Below are 22710 nucleotides of genomic sequence, written 5' to 3'. Positions count from 1 at the left end.
TCGATCAGGACCACCGCGTTCGCGGCGGGAAGCACAGGGGTAGTCGGCACCGGGGTAGCGGACATCGGGCTGACGGACACGGGGCTAGTACGCGAAGGCCAGCACATCGCCGTCGCCCTTCTTCCGGGTGGGGTCTCCCCCGGCGGAATCGTCGTCGGGCCCGTCATCGTGCGGCAGGAGTTCGGGCATGGCCGAGGGCACGCCGCCGCGCACGTACTTGACGAGCAGCTTGACCTCGACCACCAGCAACACGCTGTAGACGACGGTGAAAGCAATGAGGGAGATGGCGAGCTCAGTGGCGGAGACGCCGGGTGACACGGCGGCGGCCGTGAACATGAATACGTTGTCGATGCCGTTGGGGTCGGGGTTGGGTGCCACCACAAACGGCTGGCGGCCCATTTCGGTGAAGATCCAGCCGGCGGCGTTGGCGCCAAAGGGGGCAAGGATCCCCAGGACCGCGAGCTGCATGATCCGTTTGGATTCCGGGACCGTCCCCTTGCGGGTCAGGAACAGGGCAACCGCCGCGGCGAACGCTGCCATCGCGCCGAACGTGATCATCATCCGGAAACCCCAGTAGGTGACTTCCATGACCGGCACATAGTCGATTTCCATGCCGGCGCGTTCCCCATACATGGGGTCATCCGGGAGGTGGGTTCCGTACTGTTCCTGGTACTGCGGCACCAGGGAGTTCACGCCCTGCACCTCGGTGGCAAAGTCACCGTTCGCCATGAAGGAGAGCATGCCGGGGACCTCGATGACCGCCACGATGTCATCACAGTTCTGCGAGCCGAGGTTGCCGACCGACAGCACTGAGAAGCCGGTCCCGTCGTGGCAGGCCGCTTCTGCCGCTGCCATCTTCATGGGCTGCTGTTCGAACATCAGCTTGGCCTGCAGGTCGCCGGTGACGGCGACGCCAGCGAACGAGACGACGGCGACGAGGGCGCCGATCCGGAGAGAGCGGAGCCAGACCTGGTGGTCGGCGGTATCCCGTCCGGTCTTCGCTACGCTTCCGACAAGCACCTTGCCGTCGGGGCCGACGGTGTCGATGCCGTCGCGGCGGCGTTTCCACAGGTGGTACCAGCTGATGCCGAGCAGGAACCCGCCGGCCACCGAGAACGCGCCCAGGATGGTGTGCGGGAATGCGACCAGCAGGGTGTTGTTGGTCAGGACCGCCCAGATGTCCACGAGGACGGGGCGTCCGTCCACCATTTCCACGCCCACGGGGTGCTGCATCCAGGAGTTGGCGGCGAGGATGAAGTAGGCCGAGAGGATCGACGCGGTGCTGGCACCCCAGATGGTGGCCAGGTGCAGTTTCTTTGGGAGGCGGTCCCAGCCGAAGATCCAGAGCCCGAGGAAGACCGACTCAACGAAGAACGCGAGTAGCGCCTCCATCGCCAGCGGGGCGCCGAAGACGTCGCCCACGAACCGCGAGTACTCGCTCCACGCCATGCCGAACTGGAATTCCTGCACCAGCCCGGTCGCCACCCCCATGATGAAGTTGATGAGGAACAGCTTTCCCCAGAACTTGGTCATTCTCAGGTACTGGGCCTTGCCGGTGCGGACCCACATGGTTTGCATGATGGCCACCAGCAGCCCCAGCCCGATGGTGAGGGGCACCATCAGAAAGTGGTAAACGGTGGTAATACCGAACTGCCATCGGGCAAGCTCCAGGGCTTCCATACAACTTCCTTTGAACCATTCAGGGCTACCGCCCACCGATCCAGGGTTTCCACACAGAGGTCCACCGCAGTGGTTTCTACACTGTGTAGAAAAGCTGACTTCTACACAGTGTAGAACAACTGTCAGATAGTGGCGAAACCGGGAGGCGATCGGACATCCGGGAGCTTCACAGGTTCTCCACATGTCATCCCAACCGTGTCCAGATCCACGCTTGTAGGCTCAGGACCATGACAAACGGCAGCGAAACAACCCACACAGTGTTGATCGTCGAAGATGATCCGACCATCAACCAGGCGCTCGCCGACCGGCTCGCGGCCGAAGGGTTCAGTACTGTCAGCGCCTTCGACGGGCCGGGGGCCCTCGCCGCCTACACCGACCACGACCCACAGCTGGTCATCCTCGACGTCATGCTCCCGGGTTACGACGGCCTTGAGGTGTGCCGACGGATCCAGGCCCTGCGGCCCATCCCCGTCCTGATGCTCACCGCAAAGGTCGAGGAAACCGACCTGCTGATTGGCCTCGGCGTTGGGGCTGACGACTATGTGCTCAAGCCGTTCCGCATGCGGGAGGTGGTCGCGCGGGTCCGGGCGCTGCTGAGGCGGGTTGACCGTGCCGCCCAGTTGGCCGCCGCCAGGGAACCCGAGCTGACGGTCGGTGACCTGGTCCTGCACCGCGACACCCGGAAGGTGCAGCTTGCCGCCGTCGAAATCCACCTCACTCCCCTAGAGTTCGACCTCCTCGCGATGCTCGCCGAACAGCCGGGCACCGTCCGTACCCGGGAGGCGCTGATGACCGAGGTCTGGGGCTGGGCGGACGCCCGGGGCACCCGCACCCTCGACAGCCATGTGAAATCCCTGCGTGCCAAGGTGGGTGCCGCCCGGGTCCGCACCGTGCACGGCGTCGGCTACGCGTTGGAGCAGTGACCATGCCGGTCAACCCCTCGCGCCCCCGCCGTCCCCTGGACCCGGTCGCGTCCATCAAGGTCAAGATCGGCCTTCTGGTGGCATTGAGCATCATTGCCGCGGTGGTGGTCCTGCAGGTAGGCATCCGGGCCGGCGTGCCCGGCTGGCTGACCCTCCCCGCGACGCTTGCCGCGGCGCTCGGGATGACCCAGTGGCTGGCGCGCGGGATGACGTCGCCGCTGCGGGAGATGACACGGGCGGCCGGCAGGATGGCCACCGGTGACTATTCGGCCCGTGTCACCGCGACCTCGGCCGATGAGGTGGGGATCCTGGCCCGGGCGTTCAACACGATGGCCGCGGATCTTGCCACCGATGAGCAGCAACGCCGACAACTGATCGCCACGGTCTCCCACGAGCTTCGCACGCCGCTCGCAGCGCAGCGGGCCCTCCTCGAGAACCTGGTCGATGGGGTGGTGAAGCCTGATGACGCCGTCCTGCAATCGGCTCTCGCCCAATCCGAACGGCTCAGCAGGCTGGTCACCGACCTCCTCGACGTCAGCCGGGTCGACGGCGGCGCGACCTCCCTGGACCTGGCACCGGTCCGGGTAGCTGATCTCCTGAACCAGGCGGTCAGCGAGGCCTCGGTGGGGGGCCGGGCAGTCAATTTGGCGACCGCGGTTGAACCGGCCGGCCTGGTGGTGACCGCCGACGCCGCGCGCCTGGCCCAGGTGGTTTCCAACCTCCTCGACAACGCTGTGCGGCACAGCCCCAGCAACGGGACGGTCACCCTCCGCGCCACCGTCGAGGCGGGTGATTCATGGTCCCTGGAAGTCACCGATGAGGGGCCGGGGATACCGGTGGAGCGGGCGCAGCGGGTGTTCACCCGTTTTGGTGTCGGCGACGACAGCAGCGGCGGCACCGGCCTGGGCCTCGCTATCGCCAGCTGGATTGCGCAGCTTCATGGTGGGTCGATCGCTGCCCTCCCCGCCGCACCCGGAACACCTGGAGCCCGGGTCGTGGCCCGGTTCCCGCGCACCCCCAGCCCCCGTCCCGAGGAACCGATCACTGCGACCCACCCTGAGGAGAAACCCATGAACCCTGTTGGCCACCCACCGTCCGCCCCGCCCCCGGAGTCGCCGGCCGGGGCGACGACGAACCCGGCGGCGTCTGTCCCCCCGGAGACGGTGGTGGACCGGTTCTGGCCGGAACGCAGACTGCTGACCGCGCCGCTTCCGGTGTACGCCTCACTCGCGATCGGGGCGCTGGCCGCCGTCGTCCTGCCCAACCGCCAGCTGGGCCTCGGCACGCTGCTGGTTCTCCTGGTTTCCGGGGGGCTGGTTCTGGCCCTGTCCATCCACCGTCGCCGCCCCTGGACCGGACTGGCCGCTGCGCTCTGCCTGGGACTGGGTTCACTCGTTATCCTGCGCGACGCCGAATGGCTGGCCGTCTTGGCCGTACTGTCAGCAGGGATCCTCGTCACCACCACACTGACCGACGCGAGGCGTTTCCTGCCAATGTGCGCCGGTGGTGCCGCCTGGGTGCTGAGCGGAATCCGGGGCCTCCCACTGCTGGGCCGCACCATGGCCGCCACCACCAACCGGCGCGCGCTCTGGCCGATCCTGCGGACCGGGGCCATCTCGCTGGTCGCGCTGGTCGTCTTTGGGGGGCTGTTCGCCTCCGGCGACGCGGTCTTTGGCTCCTGGGTACGGACGCTCCTTCCCGACGTGCAGGTTGCCGATACCCTCGTGCTGCGTGCCTTCGTCTGGTTCGTCGTCGGCGGGGTAGTCCTCGCCGCCTGCTACCTGGCCCTCAACCCGCCCCTCGTGGAGAAGTTCGCCCTGCGACCCGGGAAACCTGTCACCCGTCCGTGGGAGTGGCTGGTTCCGGTCGGTGTGGTCGTCACCGTGTTCCTGGCGTTCGTCGTCGCGCAGGCCTCGGCAATGTGGGGAGGCCACGCGTTTGTGCGGAGCACCACCGGTTTGAGCTACGCGGATTACGTCCACCAGGGTTTCGCCCAATTGACCATCGCCACGGCACTGACCCTGGCCACGATTGCGCTCGCAGTCCGCAAGGCGCCCCAGACCACCGTCCGGGACCGGACCCTGCTGCGGGTGATGCTCGGCGCGTTGTCGGTGCTCACCCTGGTGGTGGTGGCGTCGGCGCTCTACCGCATGTCCGTCTATCAGCAAGCCTACGGGTTCACTGTGCTGCGCGTGCTCGTGGACGCATTCGAAGTGTGGCTCGGCGTGCTGGTGGTGCTGGTGATGATCGCCGGGGTGCGGTTGTCGGGACGGTGGCTCCCCCGCGCAGCGCTGGCCACCGGCGCGGCCCTGCTACTCGCCCTTGGTCTGGCCAACCCGGAGGCGTGGGTGGCGGAACAGAACATCGAGCGGTACGAGCTCACCGGCAAGCTGGATGTCGCCTACCTCGCCACCCTCGGCGCCGACGCCATTCCCGCGGTCGTTGAGGGGCTGCCCAGGGGGGTGGCGCAGTGTGTGGTCGCTCTGCAGCCAACCACCGAGGCGTCCGACGATTGGCTGGGGTGGAACCTGGGCCGGGACCGCGCCGCTGAAATTGTCGAGCCGCTCAGGGTGAACCCTCCGGCGACCTGCGCGGAGCAGATCGGCCCCTGACGTGGGTCCGGCCTAGCGGTAGGGGAAGTCGACGGCGGCGCTGTTCGGGGTGACGATCGTGGGGCACTTGATGTGAAACAGCACGTTGCGGGTGACCGATCCCAGCAGGAGCCGCTTCAGCTTCCCTCGTCCCCGTCGGCCCACGACCAGCAGCTTCGCCGACGAGGCGGCAGCAACCAGCGCCTCGGCGGGAGGGGCTGCGAGTTCCAACTGCTGATGCACCGTCAGGTCGGGGTACTGCTCAGCCAGACCCGCAACCGACTCCGCCAGGATGACCTGTTCCTCCTGCTGGATCCGCTGGGTGAGCGCGTCCTGCGGAATGGCACCCCTCAGCCGGGGGTTGGGGGATTCGCTTGCGTAAACGGCGCGCAGGTCCTCGCCCAGGCGGTCCGCCTCGGCCGCCGCATAGGCGACCGAGGCGATGGAATGCGAAGACCCGTCGAGGCCCACCACCACACCGGATCGTCCTTCCGGCGGGACATCCGGGATTACCGCCACGGGCGACAGGGCTGCCGCCGCCACGTGGAGACTGACGGTTCCAAAAATGTTCCCTTCGAACTGACCGAGCTCATGGGTTCCAACCACCACCAGACTGGACTTTTCGGACAGGTCAGAGAGGATATTCGCTGTCTCGCCCATCAGCAGCCGGGTGGACACCTTCACCGCCGGCTCCCGTTCCAGTACCCGGTCCGCGGCCTTCTCCAGCAGATCACGGCGTGGTGCATCAGGTCGTCATAGTAGGCGTACTCCGGTCCTACCCAGTAGTCATCGAGGGTGTGCACCAGGATCAGGGGTCTCCTCATCCGGGAGGCACGTGCGGCCGCCCAGTCCAGGGCACCGTTGATCGGCCCGGACGGGTCCACGCCAACACGATTGATCGTGATCCCGAGGATGCACTCATGCCGGAATTCACCTCCTCGCTGGCCCGGCATCTGCCCCAATTCTTTCAACCCTGCCGGGTCTGCCCTAGGGTCCTTGGTCCCGGCGGAGCCGTCCTGCGGATCCGCCCAGCACCCTCCCGGTACCCGCCGTCGGCGGCAGAAATTCACTGATCCGTGCCCTTCGGCCCTAGTGTGCGCCTGCACCCGGGTGCAGGCTGGAAGCACAAAGATCGCGAACCTGGTGTGTCGGATAGCTGCAAAAGGAGAACCCGATGGTGAATGACGAGCGACCTGGAACTGTCCTGTCTGCCGAAGACTCCTGGCGGGTCCTTGAACGTAACCAGCACGGTCGACTGGCGGTGAGCGTGCTTGGCGCACCCGACATTTATCCGATCAACTTCCTCGCCCACGACAACCGTCTTCTTTTTCGGACCAACCCGGGTACCAAGCTGGCGGAACTCACCGTGAACAACCGCGTGGCCTTTGAGGTGGACGAGATTGGTGACTCGGAAGCACGGAGCGTGGTGGTCAAGGGGGTGGCTCGGGTGATCGACACCCAGTCCGAGGTCGACGTCGTCGATCGGCTCCCACTCAAGCCGTGGACTGGCACCCGGAAGTACACCTACGTCGAGATCGTCCCTACAGCGGTCCACGGCCGCCACTTTGAACTGGGCGGGGAGCCTGACCGTTACTGACCGGTTCACCTTTCGCCGGCAGGGTCCGCGCTGATCGTCCGGCACCCAGCGCCCTCAGCGCGTTGAGGATTGCTGCGAGGTCGACCAGCTCCTGGAGCAGGGCCCCGGTAACGGCGGGGATGGTTCCGAACACTGCCGCAACCATCAGCCCAACGCTGAGGACGATCCCCGTCCAGATGCTGGTGCGCGCAACCCGGACAGTGTGCTGACCGATCGTTACGGCAGTGGCGACCCGGGACAGGTCATCGACCAGGAGCACCACGTCCGCTGATTCACTCGCCGCGGTTGCACCCTTGGCGCCCAGGGCAATGCCGACGTCGGCCGAGGCCAGGACCGGCGCGTCGTTCACACCGTCGCCCACCATCAGCACCGGTCGCGACGGGAGCGATGCGACGATTCGCACCTTGTCGCCCGGCAGACAATCGGCGACGACGCGCGTGATCGCCGCCTCCCTGGCAATGTGACCGGCGGTCAGTGAGGTGTCCCCCGTCAGGAGGACCGTTTCGGTCACCCCGAGCCGTTTCAGCTCGGCCAGGGTGTGCGGTGCGTTCAACCGCAGTGGGTCGCTCATGATCAGTGACCCCGCGAACACGCCGTCGACTCCCACGTAGATGCCAAGCTGTCCGCCGAGGAGGGTTGCCGGCTCGAAGCCCGTGGTGCGGGACCGCACGAAGCCGGGCTTGCCAACCACCACCGTGCCAGCGCTGCACACTGCGCTCACACCTTCGGTTGCGTGTTCGCTCGCGTTCGTGGCAGGCAGGAGCGCCAGCCCGCGCTCCCCAGCCGCCTCAATGACCGACGCCGCCAAGACGTGCGAGGAATACTGTTCAGCCGAGGCCGCCAGTTGCAGCACCCGGTCGGGAGTCATCCTGGTCGCGGCCCCGGCAGCAACCCGCACACGGGACAACGTTGGACGCCCCGACGTGAGTGTGCCGGTTTTGTCGAAGACAGCAGTCCGGACCCTGCTCAGGCGTTCCAAGGTTCCGGCATTCTTGATGATGATGCCCGCGCGTGCGGCCCGGCTCGTGCCGGCCAGGAAGGCGACGGGAGCGGCGATCAGCAAGGGGCAGGGAGTTGCAACCACCAACACCTCGGCAAAGCGGCCCGGGTCCCCGCTGACGAACCAGCCGAGCCCGGCCAGGATGAACGCAAGGACCGTGAAGGGCACCGCGTACCGGTCGGCCATCCTCACCATCGGCGCACGGCTGGCTGATGCCTCCCGGACGAGTGCCACAATCTGGCTGTACTGGGAGGCGGCGGCGGTCGCGGTCGCGACCATCCGCACCGCTTCAGCCCCGTTAACCGTCCCACTGAGCAGAGCTTCGCCCTGAACCCGATCCACTGGAAGGCTCTCACCGGTGAGGGCCGCCTCATCAAAGGTTCCTGCAGCCGAGAGCAGCGTGCCGTCCACCGGGACCAGCTCGGCGGGCTTCACCACGAGAATCTCCCCGGGGAGGACGGCCTCCACCAGGACTTCTTCGGGCGATCCGCCGGCGACTTCGCGATGTGCGACCCGTGGCGAACGGTCAAGGAGCGCCCGCAGCTCTCTGGTTGCCCTCCCCTGGGCAAAGTCCTCCAGCGCCTGTCCCCCGGTCAGCATCAGCACGATAATCAGCGACGCAACATATTCACCCACCGCGACCGTCGAACCGATGGCGGCCACTGCCAGGAGGTCGATGCCGAGCTGACCCTGCAGTAGTCCCTTGATCATCGCCACGGAGCGGTAGACGGCTATCGCCAGGGCAAAGCTACTTGCGAGGAGCTGCGCCGCACCCGGATGTCCGGCGACGATGAGCGCGGCGGTGCACGCTCCAGCGATCAGGGTGGCGGTGACCAGGGGGAAACGGCTGACAAGGTGCATTTACCCATCTGACCCGACCGCCCCTGCGGCCGGGAAGTGCCTTTCGACCCCATCGGAAGGGCACATCCCGTGCCGGTGCTGCTGGGGCAGGATGTGACTTTCGGCCCTATCGGCCCCAGTCGTACCACTGCATCCTTGGCAGGAAGGCAGGCTGTAGTGCCGCCGCCCGGCAGGAGGGATGTTATCCATGAACAGGGCCAGCTCCATCGCAATGCTCATCATCGGCATCATCCTGTCCCTCATCGGCGCTTCGTTGGCCGCCGGCGGCCTGGCTGTGGCAGTCCTGGCATCCGATCAGCGGGATGACGGCTACTTCACCTCCCCCACAGAGCGTTACGCCGTCGCCTCCCAGGCCCTCGTCTCTCCCCGACTGGAAACCTTCGGCGAAGGAACCGCCGAACGGCTACCGTTCGACGTCGGCACTCTCAGGATCCGTGTCACCGCAGCGGATCCCGCGGACGAGATCTTCATCGGCCTCGCCCCGCAGGACGCAGTGGAGGACTACCTGGACGGTGTCGACCGGACCGAGCTGCGTGACGTGGACTTCACCCCGTTCCGACCCGTGTACCGCAACATTTCGGGATCAACGACTCCCGAGACGCCGGAATCCCAGGAGTTCTGGGCTGCAGCAGCCTCCGGACCCGGAGAACAGGAAGTCACCTGGAACATCGCCCCGGGAAACTGGACGGTGGTGGTGATGAACGCCGATGCCTCACCCGGCATCTCCGCGGACCTGCAGGCAGGCTTCCGCTCGGAGCTCATCCAACCGGCCGGGACAGCCATCCTGATAATCGGTCTCGTGATACTCGCGGTCGGGGTACCACTCCTGGTTCTGGGCGCGATCGGGTTGGGACGCGCGGCCCACGAACCCCGGCAACCCACGCCGGCCACTGGTCTTCCCCCTTTCCCCGCGTCCACCGGCCAAGGCGGTGCACCGGTTCTTGCCACCCCCGCCGCGGGGCTGGCCACCCCCGCCACCGCGGCCGAGCACTACCCGGCCGAGCACTACCCCGCCGAGATCATCGGCCGGCTGGACCCGGGACTGTCCCGCTGGCTGTGGCTGGTGAAATGGTTCCTGGCGATACCCCACTATTTCGTCCTGTTCTTCCTGTGGTTCGCCTTCGCGGTCACCACCATCGTCGCCTGGTTCGCCATTCTGTTCACCGGTCATTACCCGCGCTCACTCTTCAACTTCAATGTGGGAGTGATCCGCTGGAACTGGCGGGTGGCGTTCTATGCCTACGCTGCCGCGGGCACCGACCGGTATCCACCCTTCACCCTCGCGCGCGCCGACTACCCGGCCGACGTCGTCGTTGATTACCCGGATCGGCTTTCCCGCGGCCTGGTGCTCATCAAGTCCTGGCTTCTCCTCATCCCCCATCTGCTCATCGTGGCGGCCATCACCGGGTCGGCCACCTGGGGATGGCAGGTGCAGCGAGGTGAGTATGACGGCACTGGTGGGCTGTCGCTGCTGGGACTGCTGGTGCTGATCGCCGTCGTGACCCTGCTATTCACTGGCAGCTATCCGCGCCCTCTCTTCGCCTTCATCATGGGACTGAACCGGTGGACCACCCGGGTACTGGTGTACGGCGCGCTGATGCGCGACGAGTACCCGCCGTTCCGGCTGGATCAGGACACCGAAACGTGACCGAGCCGATACGTGTCCCCGCCGCCTTGCTCCACCCGCGCAGCGCACTATTTGGCATGGACAAAATCAACGGCATCGTCGCGACCTCGCGGCGCTGATTGCCCTGTCTATCGCCGTCGCGGTCCTGGCCGCCGCCGATCTGGTGCGGCGCTTCACTGCAAGACGGAACAGCCACCAGCGCTGATCCGGGACCGTCCGGCGGATCATCCGAGCCGCACCGGCGCGCCACCGGGCAGCCCGGCTGGACCCGAACAGCCTCGTGGCCGGTAGACTGGAGCAAAAGGTGAGCCGGGAAGACTGGTCGGCAGTAAATTGTCGAGCCCAATCCAGGAGACTTCTTCATGGCAGAACCATCAACCGAGCCCAAGCCGAAATCAGGCGTACTGGGCCGCGGCACCTATTCCGAGTCGCTGAGAGTCGGCGAAATTCTCCGCAAGGAGACCGTCGGCGGCATCCTGCTGGTCATCACCGCGGCCGCCGCAATCATCTGGGCCAACTCCCCCGCGTCCGACAGCTACTTCGCCTTGCGGGACTTCACCTTCGGGTACGAGCCGTGGCACCTGGAGCTGAGCCTGGGAGCCTGGGCAGCGGACGGCCTGCTAGCGATCTTCTTTTTCCTCGTGGGCCTTGAGCTCAAACGTGAGTTCGTTGCCGGTGACCTGCGCAATCCCGCCAAGGCGATCGTCCCGGTCGCTGCTGCAGTGGGCGGCGTCGCCGTTCCGGCCCTGGTGTACGTTGGCATCAACATCTTCAGCCCCGAGACCCTGCGTGGTTGGGCCATTCCCACGGCGACCGACATCGCGTTCGCCGTCGCGGTCCTCGCCATTGTCGGTTCACATCTGCCGAGCGCGCTCCGGATCTTCCTCCTCACTCTCGCAGTGGTCGACGACCTGATCGCCATCTCGATCATCGCCATTTTCTACTCCGACGACATCCAGGTCACGCCCCTGCTCCTGGCGCTGATCCCGCTGGCCCTGTACACAATCCTGGCGCAGAAGTACCGCCAGTTCTTCCACCTGAAGCCTGCTGCCGCCTGGTTCATCCTGCTGCCGATCGGTTTCGTGGTCTGGGCGCTGGTCCATGCCAGCGGAATCCATGCGACCGTTGCAGGCGTCCTTCTCGGATTCGCCGTTCCCGTGCTGCACCGAAAGGCCGTCGCCGGACCGGATGCCGGGCCCGGACTGGCCGAGCTCTTCGAACACCGCATCCGCCCGCTGTCCGCCGGGTTCGCTGTCCCCGTCTTCGCCTTCTTCTCGGCCGGTGTCACCGTCGGCGGCTGGAGCGGCTTCGTCTCGGCAGTCACCGATCCCGTCGCTCTGGGCATCATCCTCGGCCTCGTGCTGGGCAAGCCAATCGGCATCGTGGGCACCACCTGGCTCCTCACCAAGCTCACCAAGGTGAACCTGGACCCGGCGCTGCGCTGGGTTGACCTGATCGGGGTGGCGTTGCTGGCCGGAATCGGTTTCACCGTCTCCCTCCTGATCGCCGACCTCAGTTTCACGCCCGACGGCACCACCAATGATCACGCCAAGGTGGGAATCCTGATGGCGTCCATCCTGGCCGCACTGATTGCCTCAGTGATCCTGCGGGCACGCAACAAGCATTACCGCACCATTGAGGCGGAGGAGAGGGTCGACGCCGACGGCGACGGGATCCCCGACGTCTACCAGGAACCAGGAAACCACGCAGACGAAACAGTCACCGCTCCGGACCCCGATGATGCAGTGCCGGGAGCTGGCGCTCAGGGACCACGCTAAAGAAAGCAGAGCTGAGACCTCAAAAGAGCCAACCCCCGCGCGGTGACCGCGCGGGGGTTGGCTCTTTTTTTACTCCTGGTTCAGTGACCGCCCCGTCAGTGACCCGCCCCCAACCTGCCTCCGAGGCGGTCCCGCATGAGGACACTGGCATCGTTGAGACCTGTCACCTCAACCTGGGTCCCGTGCCGGTGGTACTTCTCAGTGATTGCGTCCAGCGAGGCGATCGTCGACGCATCCCACAGGTGGGAACCGCTCATGTCGATGACCACCTTCGCCGGGTCCAGTGCGTAATCGAACTGGGTGTAGAGGTCATTGGAAGAGGCGAAGAACAATTCGCCGGTGACCTTGTAGGTGGCGACCTGGGCGCCGTCGGGCCCGGTCACCTGACGTTCGACGGTGACGAAGTGCGCCACCCGACGCGCGAACAGCACCATTGCGACAAGTACGCCCACCCCGACGCCGATGGCCAGGTTGTGGGTGGCAACAACCACCACCACTGTGGACACCATGACGGAGGTTTCGCTCTTGGGCATGATCCGCAGGGTGGCGGGTCGGATACTGTGCCAGTCGAATGTCGCCACTGACACGAAGATCATCACCGCTACCAGGGCCGCCATGGGAATCAGGGCGACAATGTCACCCAGCACTACCACGAGGATCAATAAAAAGACCCCGGCAAGGAACGTGGAAATTCGGGTCCGGGCACCGGAGGCTTTGACGTTGATCATGGTTTGCCCGATCATCGCGCACCCGCCCATCCCCCCGAAGAACCCGGTGATGATGTTGGCCGCGCCCTGGCCCCAGGACTCACGGGTCTTATTCGACCGGGTGTCCGTTACGTCATCCACGAGCTTGGCCGTCATCAGCGATTCCAGCAGCCCGACGAACGCCATGGCCAGCGCGAACGGCGCGATGACCTGGAGTGTCTCAAGCGTCAGCGGAACATTCGGAAAGAATAGGGACGGGAGACTGTCGGGCAACTCTCCCTTGTCGCCGACCGTGGGCACGGCGACGGCGGCGAGAACGGTGATCAGGGTCAACGCAACGATCGCCACCAGTGGCGCTGGCACGGCCCTGGTCAGCCTGGGCAACCCGAAGACAATGACGAGACCCAGAATCACCAACGGGTACACGAGCCACGGGACCCCGATGAGCTCCGGCACCTGCGACATGAAGATAAGGATCGCGAGGGCGTTGACGAACCCGACCATCACCGAGCGGGGAATGAAGCGCATCAGCCTCGCCACCCCTGATAGGCCAAGCACAATTTGGAGGATGCCGGCAAGTATCACTGCCGCGATGAAGTAGTCCACACCGTGGCTGGCCACCAGGGGCGCGATCACCAGAGCGATGGCCCCGGTAGCGGCGCTGATCATCGCTGGCCGGCCGCCCAGGAACGCAATCGAGACGGCCATGGTGAAGGAAGCGAAGAGTCCCAGCCGGGGATCGACTCCGGCGATGATCGAGAACGCGATCGCTTCCGGGATCAGGGCCAGCGCGACCACCAGGCCTGCCAGCACCTCAGTCTTCAGGCGCCGGGGGGATCTCAAGGTCGCACGAACCGATTGGCGCTGCTCCGGGGTCAGAGCTGGTTCGGCCGGGGACGTTTTCATAGCCATGCTGGCTCCGTTCACTGGGTCAAGGCCGACGGCGGGCCTTCGGTAGGAAGTTGGCGGCGCAGCACTGCGCGGGTACCGTAACGGCAAGGGAATCGGGGTGCGGCGGAGAAAATTCCGGCTGCAACACCCCGTACAATTGGAAACCCTACCCTAACGTGAGGGTCGGGTTTGAATCGGTATCGAAACGAGAAGCTTTGACGACATCCAAAGACCTTGCTGCAACAGCCCTCCGGACCATGCACATCGGGGAACTGGCCGAGGAAACGGGCCTGTCGCTGCGGACCATTCGCCATTACGACGACGTCGGTCTGCTTCCGGCCACCTCCCGGACCGAGGGGGGTTTCCGCGTCTATACGGAGGCCGACCTTGCGCGGCTCTTGGTGATCCGGTCCATGAAGCCCCTGGGCTTCACCCTGGAGGAGATGGCTGAACTCCTCGATGCCCTCGGCCGCCTGGACGGCGTGGATCCCTCCCCGGGTGATGAGGCACTGCTTGTCAGCTATATCAGCGAAGCGAAGGCCAAGAGGGAGAAGCTTGCCCGGAACCTCCGCCAGGCGGATGAGTTCATTCACTCCCTGCAGACCCGGTAGTCGCTGCTCCCTGCGGCTTGCGCTCAGGGGGCGGGGAGAGGAGCTGCGACCGGATCCGGGTTGTTTGCCGAGGAGGTTGGGCGTGGCTACTCTGGTCGCATGGCTCACCCATCGAGACCGGCATGAGGACTGAGGTGCCCCCGAGACCGGGCATGGTGACCTTCGCGGTGGTCCTCATGTACGTGAGCGGAATCGCCCAAATCGCCCTCGGCGTTCTCACGATGTTCCTCAGGTATGCGCCGGTGGTAGTGGCCGAGGGCATCGCCTTCGCCGTCACCCTCGCCGGCGCGGGAATGGTGCTTTTTGGCCTGTTCGTGATCGCGCTTGCCTCGGGCGTCGCCCGCGGCAGCGCTACCTCCAGGCTGGGTGCGACGACGGTGATGCTGCTGGGGCTGGCCGTGATGGTGGTGGATCTGGTGGCGGCCGACGACGGCGACTGGATCGGCGTCGTCAGCCAGACCGTGTTCGCGGTAGCTGTCACCGTTCCGCTCTGGGTGGGAGCGGGACGGCGCTACTTCGCCGTCGACTGAACGGCCACCCGACCGGCGTCGCGGCGGGCGAGTCTCCGGTGGACGAAGCGCACCACCTCGATGAGGCCGATCGAGGTCAGCGACGCGCCAAGCACCAGCACCGCTGTAGGCATCGTCGGGTCGACCAGCTGGAGGAAATCTCGGGTAACCGACAATGAGTAAATCACCACAAGGCCGATCATCATCGTTCCGATCACCAGGCCCTTGAACCGTGTGACCGGGCGGGACAGGACGATCAGGATCCAGAGCCCGACAATGGTGAGTATCAGGGTCGACCCGCTGCGGATTTCCGGCTCCGGTATCCCCTGCTCCGCGGCGAGGAACGCGTAGCACCCCAGACCCAGGGTGACAGCGGCGCCGGCCGGGATCGCGAAGGTGAGGGAGCGTCTGAGGAAACCTGGCACGTATCGCTGCGCGTTGGGCAGGAGAGCCAGGAAGAAGGCCGGGATTCCGATCGTCAAGCCGTCGGTAACCGAGAGTTGCCGGGGCAGGAAGGGGAAGGGGAGGAGCAGCAACCCGAACGTTATCGCGAGGAAGGTGGCGTAGGCGGTCTTGGTCAGGAAGAGCATCGAAACCCGCTCAATGTTCGCGATCACCTGGCGGCCTTCGGCCACGACGCTCGGCAGGTGGGAAAACCGGTTGTCCAGCAGCACCAGCCGCGCGACGGCTTTGGTTGCCGCCGACCCCGAGTTCATGGCGACGCCAATGTCGGCTTCCTTGATGGCCAGCGCATCGTTGACGCCGTCGCCGGTCATCGCCACGGTCTGGCCAGCGGACTTCAGCGCGACGACGATTCGGCGCTTCTGGTCGGGTGTGACCCTCCCAAAGACAACGTGCTCGTTCAGGGTGCGGAGGAACTCGCCGTCGTCGTCGGGAAAATCGCGGGCATCGAAACCGAGGGCGTCGTCGAGCCCCACATCGCGGGCAATCGCGGCGACCGTCTGCGGGTTGTCGCCGGAGATGATCCGGACGCTGACCTCCTGGGCGGCGAAGAAGGACAGGGTGTCGGCTGCGTCCGGCCGGATGTTCTCCCGGAAGGTGAGTAGAACAACCGGAACCGCATCGGCCGGGACCGTCTCGTCGCCGGTCGGGGTTCCACGGGCAAGGATCAGGGTGCGTCGGCCCGTCGCCGCGAGATCGGTGGCCTGCGCTGCGAGGTGGGTATAGCGGGGACCGGTAAAGCGCTGCGCCGGAAAGACCATCTCGGGTCCGCCGAGAACCCACATGCCGTCAGCGAAGACGACGGCGCTCCATTTGCGGTCGGAGGAGAAGGGGACCCGCCCGAGGGCGAGCTCGTCGGGCGGCGTGGTGAAACGGGACGCGAGACTGCGGGCGGTCGCGTTGGCGTCATTCTGCCTTCCATACCAAGCCAGGACCCGCTCCCACCCCGGCGCTGCCGTCAACAGGTGCGCCTCATCGAAGACGATGTCCCCCTGGGTCAGGGTCCCGGTCTTGTCGAGGCAGATCATGTCCACCCGCGCCAGCCCTTCCACGGCGGGTAGTTCCTGGACCAGCACCTGCTGCCGCCCCAGCTTCACCGCGCCCACAGCGAAGGTGATGCTGGTCATCAGGACCAGACCAAGCGGCACCATGGCAACCACGGAGGCGATGCTGGCGGTGGCCGCGTCCCGCCATGCACCAGTCGACAGGGCTTGGTCCCACCCACCCAACGCCGCCATCTGGGCGTTCAGCACCAGCAGGGTGACCGGCCCGATGATCCAGCTCACCCATTTAAGGACCCGGTCAATTGAGGAGCGCAGTTCGGAGGCCACCAGGGAAAACCGCTTGGCTTCGGCGGCCAGCGAGTTCGCGAACGACTCCGCGCCCACCCGGTCCACGGTGGCCGTTCCTTCCCCGCCGACGACCACTGATCCGGAGAGCACTCGGTCCCCCTGCACCTTGTCGACCGCGTCCGATTCGCCGGTCAGCATCGATTCGTCCAGCTGAAGCCCGCCGGAGCCAACGACAATTGCGTCCGCGGGAACCTGGTCTCCTGCCCGCAGGACGAGCAGGTCATCCATCACCACCTGTGCCACGTCAATCTCGGCTTCGCCGGAGTCGCGTACCACCCGTGCTGTCGGCGCGTTGAGCAGAGCCAGACGGTCGAGTGCACGTTTAGCACGGTATTCCTGGACACTGCCGATGACCGCGTTCGCGATGGCACTAAAGCCAAACAGGGCATCCTGCCATCGCCCGATCGCGAACAGCACCAGGAAACAGGCGAGAATGATGCCGTTGAACAGGGTCAGCACATTGGCCCGGATGATGCTCCGCACGCTGCGGCTCGTGTCCTGGACAAACGCATTGGTTCGCCCGTCGGCTATCCGCGTCGCAACCTCAGAAGCGCTTAGTCCCTGGCCAGAAGCAACATTCATTCCATCTACCCCCAGATGCGATACGAGCACCGTACGAGGACCCAGAATCTCGGCAGATCAGGGGTGCGTGAGCCTACGATACCGGTTCCGTAGCACTTTCTTAAGGGCGCCGGGTCACCCTGCTGGTCGAGCGGGAGGAACTGGAGGAACATGGGTTGCAGCAGCCATCACACGCCAGAGGGCAAGACCAACCCAGGTCATGCACGCATCACCCGGAAGGAGGGCTCAGCGGTGCCAGACAAAAGTGAGCCCGCGCCGGGATGGGTTGCCCTGATTGGCTGGTGCTTCCTGGCAGCTGGAATTACCTTCCTCTTTCTCACGCTCTACTGGATTCTGGTGCAGCAGATGTGGAGTCGATGGTGGATTTTCGTTGCGGCGAACGCACTCATTGTCATCGGGTCAATCGCAATCCACCGTCGGTCAAAGGGACGTCCAACCTAGCCGTCCCAGGTCCGGGACCGGTAGTGGGATCAGGGCCAGTATTGACGCTGGAAATCCGGCGCATAAGGAGGCACATCCGGGACCTTCGCGACCTGCCCCTGCTGATCTTGCGGCGGTCTGTTGTCGTCCCGGATGGACTCCTCAGAGTGGCCAGGCGTAGCGGAACTCAGACTGTGATCCATGTTTCCCCCATGGTGAACGGCGACGGAGGGTACCGCCGCATTACCGGAATTATGCCACCACCTTCCGACATTTTGGAGAAGGAAGGACGCCACGCGGCACGGAAGTTTACTCACCAGCAACGAAATGCTCCGGGCACAGCGTCTTGGCTCGTCCGTTTCCGGTCCTTGGCTTACTGACGCACCTCAGGGGTTGAGGTGCTGCGGCCGGTCGGGACGCCCGCTCCGGCCGCTTCAATCTGCTCCACATATCGGAACCCAGCCGAGATCGCCAACAGCAGGATTCCCACTCCTAGGGACCAGAAGCTCACCGTGCCGCCCGGATCTGAGCTGATCCCTATTGGTCCGTAGCTGGCTGGGCCTTCCACCCTACAGATAGGGATTCAGCTGGTTAGGCCGATCGCCGCGCCCACCCCGGAGCCCTCTCGGGGCGGGGCCCGACGCCGATCAGGAACGCCGGAATCGCGGTGAGGGCTGGGACACGCTCAAGCACCCTGCCGAGCAGTGGCGGTGGCGTGGTGACCTCTCCACGCAGGACGCGCATGATGACCAGCGTGTGAATAGCCCGCTGCAGGCGTTGCAGCACCGCGGCCGGAATCATCCGCCTGTGCTGGACACGGGCCAGGTAACGAGTGCCGTGTCTGCGGCCCAGTCTGCCTTCTCGAAGTGGCTGTGCCAGCAATCGGGCTGCAGCTACCGCATCCTGAACGGCAAGGTTGATGCCGACCCCACCGACCGGCGACATGGCGTGCGCGGCGTCGCCGATGCAGAGTACCCCCGGCGCGTACCAGCGCCGTAGCCGATCGACGCGCACGTCGAGGTGTTTCACGTCATCCATCGACAACAGGCCGGTGAGGCCTGCCGCCAGGTCGGGAAGCAGTTCGGGAGAGTCATAGTCGACGCCAGCGACCCGGTTGCCGTCGCGAACAATTCGTGTCACCGCGTGTTCCTTGAGAAGGGTGAAGCCCGGTTCAGTACCCGCGGCGTCAGCAAGAAGGTTGAGGAGGTCCCATTGAGGGACCATCGCAATATAAGGGTGTCGGAGGGGAAGGCGGCCGAAGTCTGCGAGCACTACCTGCCCACCGTCGGCGCCGGGGACTGATACCCGGGTCAGGTGCGACTGCTGGAGCGCATTGAACCGCTCGAACAAGCCGAGGTCGTCGAGGAGGCTGAGGGTACTCGGGTGGACTGTGTCCCCACGGAAGTCGCGGAGGAAATCAGCGTGTTTTTCCAGAACGGTCACCCGGATACCCGCGCGGGCAAGGAGCAGACCCAGCACCAGTCCTGCCGGTCCGCCGCCAACAATCGCGCAGGTTGTGCTGGCCGGCACGCGGGTGTCGTCACCGCTAGCCATGGTGAAGGTCCAGCCCGCCTGGTCCACCCAGCGGGAGGGCTGGGATGGGCTGTGCTCCACTTGAACCGTGTTCCCGGACCGCGGAGAAGACCAGCATGTCGACCCTTCTGCCGGAGATCGCCTGATGGCTTCGAAGCAGACCTTCCTCCTCGAACCCGGCCAGCTCGGCAGTTCTTACGGAGGCCACGTTCCACGGCTCAATATGGAGTTCCACCCGGTGCAGGTTTGGGATGGTCCAGGCGAATTTCAGCAGGGCTGTCAGGGCGTCTGCCGCGTTCCGCCGTCCCCGCGCGCTGGGGATGATCCCGTACCCGGCCTGGGCCCTCCCCTCGGCCAGCTCTTTGATCCACAAACCTATGTTCCCCACCGACCGGCCCGCTTCCTCGTCAACGATGGCAAACGAGAACCCGGATCCGTTCGCATGGCGTTCACGCTGCCGGTGCACCCATGCCAGTCCCTCCTCCGGGGAGCTGCAGTGTGGCAGGCTTCCGATACGGGGGATGTAGTCGTCCTGCGAAAGTTCTATCGCCATGTCGGCATCCTGGTCGATGAATCGACGGAGCCGAATCCGGCCATGGACTGGGTCCTGTGACGGCCAGGGCACAGAAACTGGGGACAACGCCTCCGCAGCTGTGTCAGCGTCGGTGTCATCGTGAGGGCTATCGTCGGGATTGGGGTCATGCTCACGGGCGCGGGCAAAACTCATGCGAACAGTTTCCCACCTCAGGGTCGGACCTGGGAAAGGCGTCCGGGAATATAACCAGCAAAGCCTCATTCTGCAACTCATCCGCCGGCGCCAAGAAATGTGGGGCTTCCTTGGGGCCGGTAGCTCCCTCCGGCACTACTCTGATCGTAATCGCCATCAGACAAGCACCAAGGAGAGGCTCCCATGGCTACTGAATCATCAACACCGACCGACACCTCCCTGCTGAAGGTTCTGGGCAACTGGGACGCCCTCGCACTGGGCTTCGGCGCGATGATCGGGTTCGGCTGGGTAGTCCTGACCGGTGGCTGGATCGCTGACGCGGGCACCATGGGGGCCACCCTGGCAATGATCACCGGTGGTGTCATCATGGGCGTGGTCGGCCTGACCTATGCCGAGCTCACAGCGGCGATGCCGAAGGCCGGTGGCGAGCACAACTTTCTGCTCCGGGGAATGGGCCCGCGCTGGTCCTTCATCGGATCGTGGGCAATTACCGGCGGCTACGTCACGATTGTCGCGTTCGAAGCCGTAGCTCTCCCCCGCACCGCGCTTTACCTTTTTCCTAACCTCAATCAGGTGCCGCTCTGGGAGGTTGCGGGAAGTCAGGTCCACCTGACATGGGCTCTCGTCGGCGCCGTGGCCGCCGTCGTCATTACCGGCGTCAACATCCTGGGCGTAAAACTTGCCGGAGTGGCACAGACTTTCGTTGTGTTACTGCTCCTGATCATCGGACTGATGCTGATCTTCGGTTCGTTCACGGGTGGCTCGACCGAGAACATGGAACCCTTCTTCACCGGGGGCATGGGTGGGTACTTCGCCGTCCTGGTGGTGGTGCCGTTCCTCTTCGTCGGGTTTGACGTCATTCCGCAGTCGGCCGAGGAAGTGAATATCCCGGCGCGCCAGATCGGCCGTCTGGTGGTCATCGCGGTGATTCTCGCGACCATTTGGTATGTCATGACCGTGCTGACGACGTCGTCAGCCATGCCGGCTAACGAGATCGCTCAGGCCGACATCGCGACGGCGGATGCGATGGGCGCACTGTTTGGCACCGATATCATGGCCAAGGTGTTGATTGCCGGAGGCATCGCGGGCATTCTCACGTCCTGGAACTCGCTGCTGCTCGGAGCTTCCCGCCTGATGTACTCAATGGCCCGCTCCGGTATGTTGCCCAGCTGGTTCGGCAAGCTGCACCCGAAGTACCGCACCCCATCGAACGCGCTCCTGTTCATTGGCGGACTATCCTTCCTCGCTCCCTTCTTCGGTGAGGCAATGCTGGTGTGGCTGGTCGACTCGGGCGCACCAAGCATTGTGATCGCTTACCTCCTGGTGGCAATCGTGTTCATCATCCTTCGTCGGAAAGAGCCAGCGATGGACCGGCCGCTGCGCATTGGCGGAACCGGTAACGGTGGCGTAATTATCGGTTTCGCGGCTGTGGTGCTTTGCGTCGGACTGCTCAGCCTGTACATGCCGGGGATGCCCGCGTCGCTCACCCCACCGCCGTGGATCCTGTTTGGTTTGTGGTGGGTCCTCGGAATGCTCTTCCTGTCCAGAATCCCTACCGGTATCAAGCCCGGAGCGGACGCTGAAGAGGATCTCCTCGCCAAACTGGCCCGGAAGAAAAGCTAGGAGCAGCCCGCTTCCAGGTCAGCCCGCCACCACCCACCGCTCCTGTGTGTCAGGTCTGGGCGCCATAAGCAGTCCGGGTCCGCTGTGATGCTTCCTCAGCAGCGCGGGGGTCTGCCCCGGAGGCGATGTGCGCCGTCGCCCAGGCGGCTGTGGTGTCGAGGAGGAACTGTTTTCCTTCTGGCGTGGCGTTGACCTGCGCCATTTCTTCAGGGGTTGATTGCGGATCACCAGCCAGGAACAGGGCCAGCGCGAAAAAGCTCTCGTCCCAGCCGGCGCCGGCTGCGCCGGGCCCAAAGACCCGCCAGTGTTCGCTGTCAGCCATCAGATGCTCGAGGACCAGGGTCACCTGCCCCCCGGAGTCCCTCATCTTCACCACAACCTCGCTGATGTCCCCTTCGTACTCCCAGGTGATCCGGAGGCTCGTGGGTGGTTCGCACTGAGTGATTGTCCCTTCGGTGGAGCTGTCAGACAGGCGATATCTCCCGCCCTGGCGCAACTCCCCTTCCACTGGCTCAAACCAGCGGACGAGGAGCGCAGGATCGGTACAGGCTGCCCAAAGCTCACCCAAGGTAGTTGTAAAGGTCTGCTCGAGAATCACACTGTGGGATGCGGTGGAGGACGCCACCCGGCGAGTGACTGCATTGAGCTGGTCGTCAATCTTCATCGGTACTCCGCTTCGGGATGGGACTTTCGTGGGGGCCTTTTAGATGTGAGCGTTCGCTAGCGTGCCTCGGTGATATCAATCCAGAAGCGGAGCTCGCCTTCGTGATTGACTCCGTCCGGAATCCCATCATTGCGGCGGACAACGGTGAGTGAGGCCTCATTGTCGGGTGAGACGGTCAGGAGAATGCGCTCCAGCCCCAACACCTTGCACTTCGCGAGAGCGTGTTGCAGCATGTGGGTGGCGTGACCCTGTCGCTGCCAGGGGTAGACAACGTGGTATCCAATATGACCGCCACCTTCATCCTCGGTCAGCTGGTGCCTGATCACGAGCGATCCCAAATAGTACTCATCCGACGTGTACCAGAACAGCTCGGACGGAACACCCCAACGGTCGCGGACGCCTGTCCGCTCGTTGACGAAAGCCTCGAAGTCCAGGCTGGCGTCCCGGAGCCAGTCGGTGGAGGTGCCGCGATCGATCATGTCGGCTTGCTCACCGACGAGGTAGGACGTCCTGACCCGGGTGGACGGTGGACTGAGGGTTGCGGGAACGGGTAGTTCGATCATCCGCCTAAC

20 protein-coding genes are annotated in these 22710 nt (G+C 65.0%); 9 read left to right on the top strand and 11 right to left on the bottom strand.

The genetic code is table 11. The features are described 5' to 3' along the window. Positions 1 to 84 precede the first annotated feature (84 nt). Positions 85 to 1680, bottom strand: a complete 1596-nt coding sequence (locus tag HMI57_RS06185; RefSeq protein WP_171585074.1) for a cytochrome ubiquinol oxidase subunit I — start codon at positions 1678 to 1680, stop codon at positions 85 to 87. 227 nt (positions 1681 to 1907) lie between these two features. Here HMI57_RS06185 and HMI57_RS06180 point away from each other — a divergent pair, with 227 nt between their 5' ends. Both HMI57_RS06180 and HMI57_RS06175 read left to right on the top strand, forming a co-directional pair. Beyond that, positions 1908 to 2603, top strand: coding sequence for a response regulator transcription factor (locus HMI57_RS06180; RefSeq protein WP_171585073.1), 696 nt, complete (start codon positions 1908 to 1910; stop codon positions 2601 to 2603). Positions 2604 to 2605: 2 nt separating this feature from the next. Continuing rightward, complete coding sequence (locus HMI57_RS06175) at positions 2606 to 5215, top strand: DUF4153 domain-containing protein (protein ID WP_171585072.1); 2610 nt, start codon at positions 2606 to 2608, stop codon at positions 5213 to 5215. Between the two features lie 12 nt (positions 5216 to 5227). Here HMI57_RS06175 and HMI57_RS06170 read toward each other — a convergent pair whose 3' ends face one another. Both HMI57_RS06170 and HMI57_RS06165 read right to left on the bottom strand, forming a co-directional pair. Further along, the gene (locus HMI57_RS06170) at positions 5228 to 5878 is read right to left on the bottom strand and encodes a universal stress protein (RefSeq protein ID WP_171585071.1); all 651 of its coding nucleotides are present in this window, start codon (positions 5876 to 5878) and stop codon (positions 5228 to 5230) included. Continuing rightward, positions 5875 to 6147, bottom strand: coding sequence for a hypothetical protein (locus HMI57_RS06165; RefSeq protein WP_171585070.1), 273 nt, complete (start codon positions 6145 to 6147; stop codon positions 5875 to 5877). Before HMI57_RS06165 ends, HMI57_RS06170 begins: the two co-directional genes overlap by 4 nt. Before the next feature lie 221 nt (positions 6148 to 6368). On the opposite strand from HMI57_RS06165, the gene HMI57_RS06160 reads away from it, so the two are divergent. Further along, on the top strand, positions 6369 to 6791 hold the full coding sequence (locus HMI57_RS06160; protein WP_171585069.1) for a pyridoxamine 5'-phosphate oxidase family protein: 423 nt from the start codon (positions 6369 to 6371) through the stop codon (positions 6789 to 6791). Here HMI57_RS06160 and HMI57_RS06155 read toward each other — a convergent pair. Next, positions 6736 to 8652, bottom strand: a complete 1917-nt coding sequence (locus HMI57_RS06155) for a heavy metal translocating P-type ATPase (RefSeq protein ID WP_171585068.1) — start codon at positions 8650 to 8652, stop codon at positions 6736 to 6738. The genes HMI57_RS06160 and HMI57_RS06155 overlap by 56 nt on opposite strands. A gap of 187 nt (positions 8653 to 8839) precedes the next feature. On the opposite strand from HMI57_RS06155, the gene HMI57_RS06150 reads away from it, so the two are divergent. Together HMI57_RS06150 and nhaA are read left to right on the top strand one after the other, a co-directional pair. Next, entirely contained in the window at positions 8840 to 10300 is a 1461-nt protein-coding gene (locus HMI57_RS06150) for a DUF4389 domain-containing protein (protein ID WP_171585067.1), read from the top strand. 341 nt (positions 10301 to 10641) lie between these two features. Beyond that, positions 10642 to 12057 (top strand): Na+/H+ antiporter NhaA, encoded by a 1416-nt coding sequence (nhaA, locus tag HMI57_RS06145; protein ID WP_171585066.1) that lies wholly within the window; start codon positions 10642 to 10644, stop codon positions 12055 to 12057. Positions 12058 to 12152: 95 nt separating this feature from the next. On the opposite strand, the gene HMI57_RS06140 is transcribed toward nhaA, so the two are convergent. Further along, positions 12153 to 13676 carry a SulP family inorganic anion transporter gene (locus tag HMI57_RS06140; protein WP_171585065.1) on the bottom strand — a complete coding sequence of 508 codons (1524 nt, stop codon included), beginning with the start codon at positions 13674 to 13676 and terminating at the stop codon, positions 12153 to 12155. Positions 13677 to 13912: 236 nt separating this feature from the next. Here HMI57_RS06140 and HMI57_RS06135 point away from each other — a divergent pair, with 236 nt between their 5' ends. Continuing rightward, the gene (locus HMI57_RS06135; RefSeq protein ID WP_171585245.1) at positions 13913 to 14266 is read left to right on the top strand and encodes a MerR family transcriptional regulator; all 354 of its coding nucleotides are present in this window, start codon (positions 13913 to 13915) and stop codon (positions 14264 to 14266) included. A 134-nt stretch (positions 14267 to 14400) separates the two neighbouring features. Then, entirely contained in the window at positions 14401 to 14796 is a 396-nt protein-coding gene (locus HMI57_RS06130; RefSeq protein ID WP_346655143.1) for a hypothetical protein, read from the top strand. Here HMI57_RS06130 and HMI57_RS06125 read toward each other — a convergent pair. Continuing rightward, positions 14778 to 17171, bottom strand: coding sequence for an HAD-IC family P-type ATPase (locus HMI57_RS06125; protein WP_171585064.1), 2394 nt, complete (start codon positions 17169 to 17171; stop codon positions 14778 to 14780). The genes HMI57_RS06130 and HMI57_RS06125 overlap by 19 nt on opposite strands. Positions 17172 to 17402: 231 nt before the next feature. Between HMI57_RS06125 and HMI57_RS06120 the strand changes: the two genes are divergently transcribed. Next, positions 17403 to 17612: a hypothetical protein gene (locus HMI57_RS06120; protein ID WP_171585063.1), complete on the top strand. Its 210-nt coding sequence runs from the start codon at positions 17403 to 17405 to the stop codon at positions 17610 to 17612. A 352-nt stretch (positions 17613 to 17964) separates the two neighbouring features. Here the strand turns inward: HMI57_RS06120 and HMI57_RS06115 are convergent, their stop codons facing one another. The 3 genes from HMI57_RS06115 to HMI57_RS06105 form a co-directional block, all read right to left on the bottom strand. Continuing rightward, positions 17965 to 18102: a hypothetical protein gene (locus HMI57_RS06115; protein WP_171585062.1), complete on the bottom strand. Its 138-nt coding sequence runs from the start codon at positions 18100 to 18102 to the stop codon at positions 17965 to 17967. Positions 18103 to 18182: 80 nt separating this feature from the next. Beyond that, positions 18183 to 19205 (bottom strand): FAD-dependent monooxygenase, encoded by a 1023-nt coding sequence (locus HMI57_RS06110; RefSeq protein ID WP_346655142.1) that lies wholly within the window; start codon positions 19203 to 19205, stop codon positions 18183 to 18185. Further along, positions 19138 to 19851, bottom strand: coding sequence for a GNAT family N-acetyltransferase (locus HMI57_RS06105; protein WP_171585061.1), 714 nt, complete (start codon positions 19849 to 19851; stop codon positions 19138 to 19140). Before HMI57_RS06105 ends, HMI57_RS06110 begins: the two co-directional genes overlap by 68 nt. Positions 19852 to 20034: 183 nt before the next feature. On the opposite strand from HMI57_RS06105, the gene HMI57_RS06100 reads away from it, so the two are divergent. Continuing rightward, positions 20035 to 21474 carry an APC family permease gene (locus HMI57_RS06100; protein ID WP_171585060.1) on the top strand — a complete coding sequence of 480 codons (1440 nt, stop codon included), beginning with the start codon at positions 20035 to 20037 and terminating at the stop codon, positions 21472 to 21474. Positions 21475 to 21523: 49 nt separating this feature from the next. Here HMI57_RS06100 and HMI57_RS06095 read toward each other — a convergent pair whose 3' ends face one another. After that, a complete protein-coding gene (locus HMI57_RS06095; protein WP_171585059.1) occupies positions 21524 to 22138 on the bottom strand; it encodes an SRPBCC domain-containing protein in 615 nt (204 codons plus the stop codon). Between the two features lie 56 nt (positions 22139 to 22194). Next, positions 22195 to 22701, bottom strand: coding sequence for a GNAT family N-acetyltransferase (locus tag HMI57_RS06090; protein WP_171585058.1), 507 nt, complete (start codon positions 22699 to 22701; stop codon positions 22195 to 22197). Between the last annotated feature and the right edge of the window lie 9 nt (positions 22702 to 22710).

The organism is Arthrobacter sp. 260 (assembly GCF_013116745.1).
In the GTDB taxonomy this organism is placed as follows: domain Bacteria; phylum Actinomycetota; class Actinomycetes; order Actinomycetales; family Micrococcaceae; genus Arthrobacter_D.
This window is presented reverse-complemented; position numbering and strand designations above follow the sequence as displayed.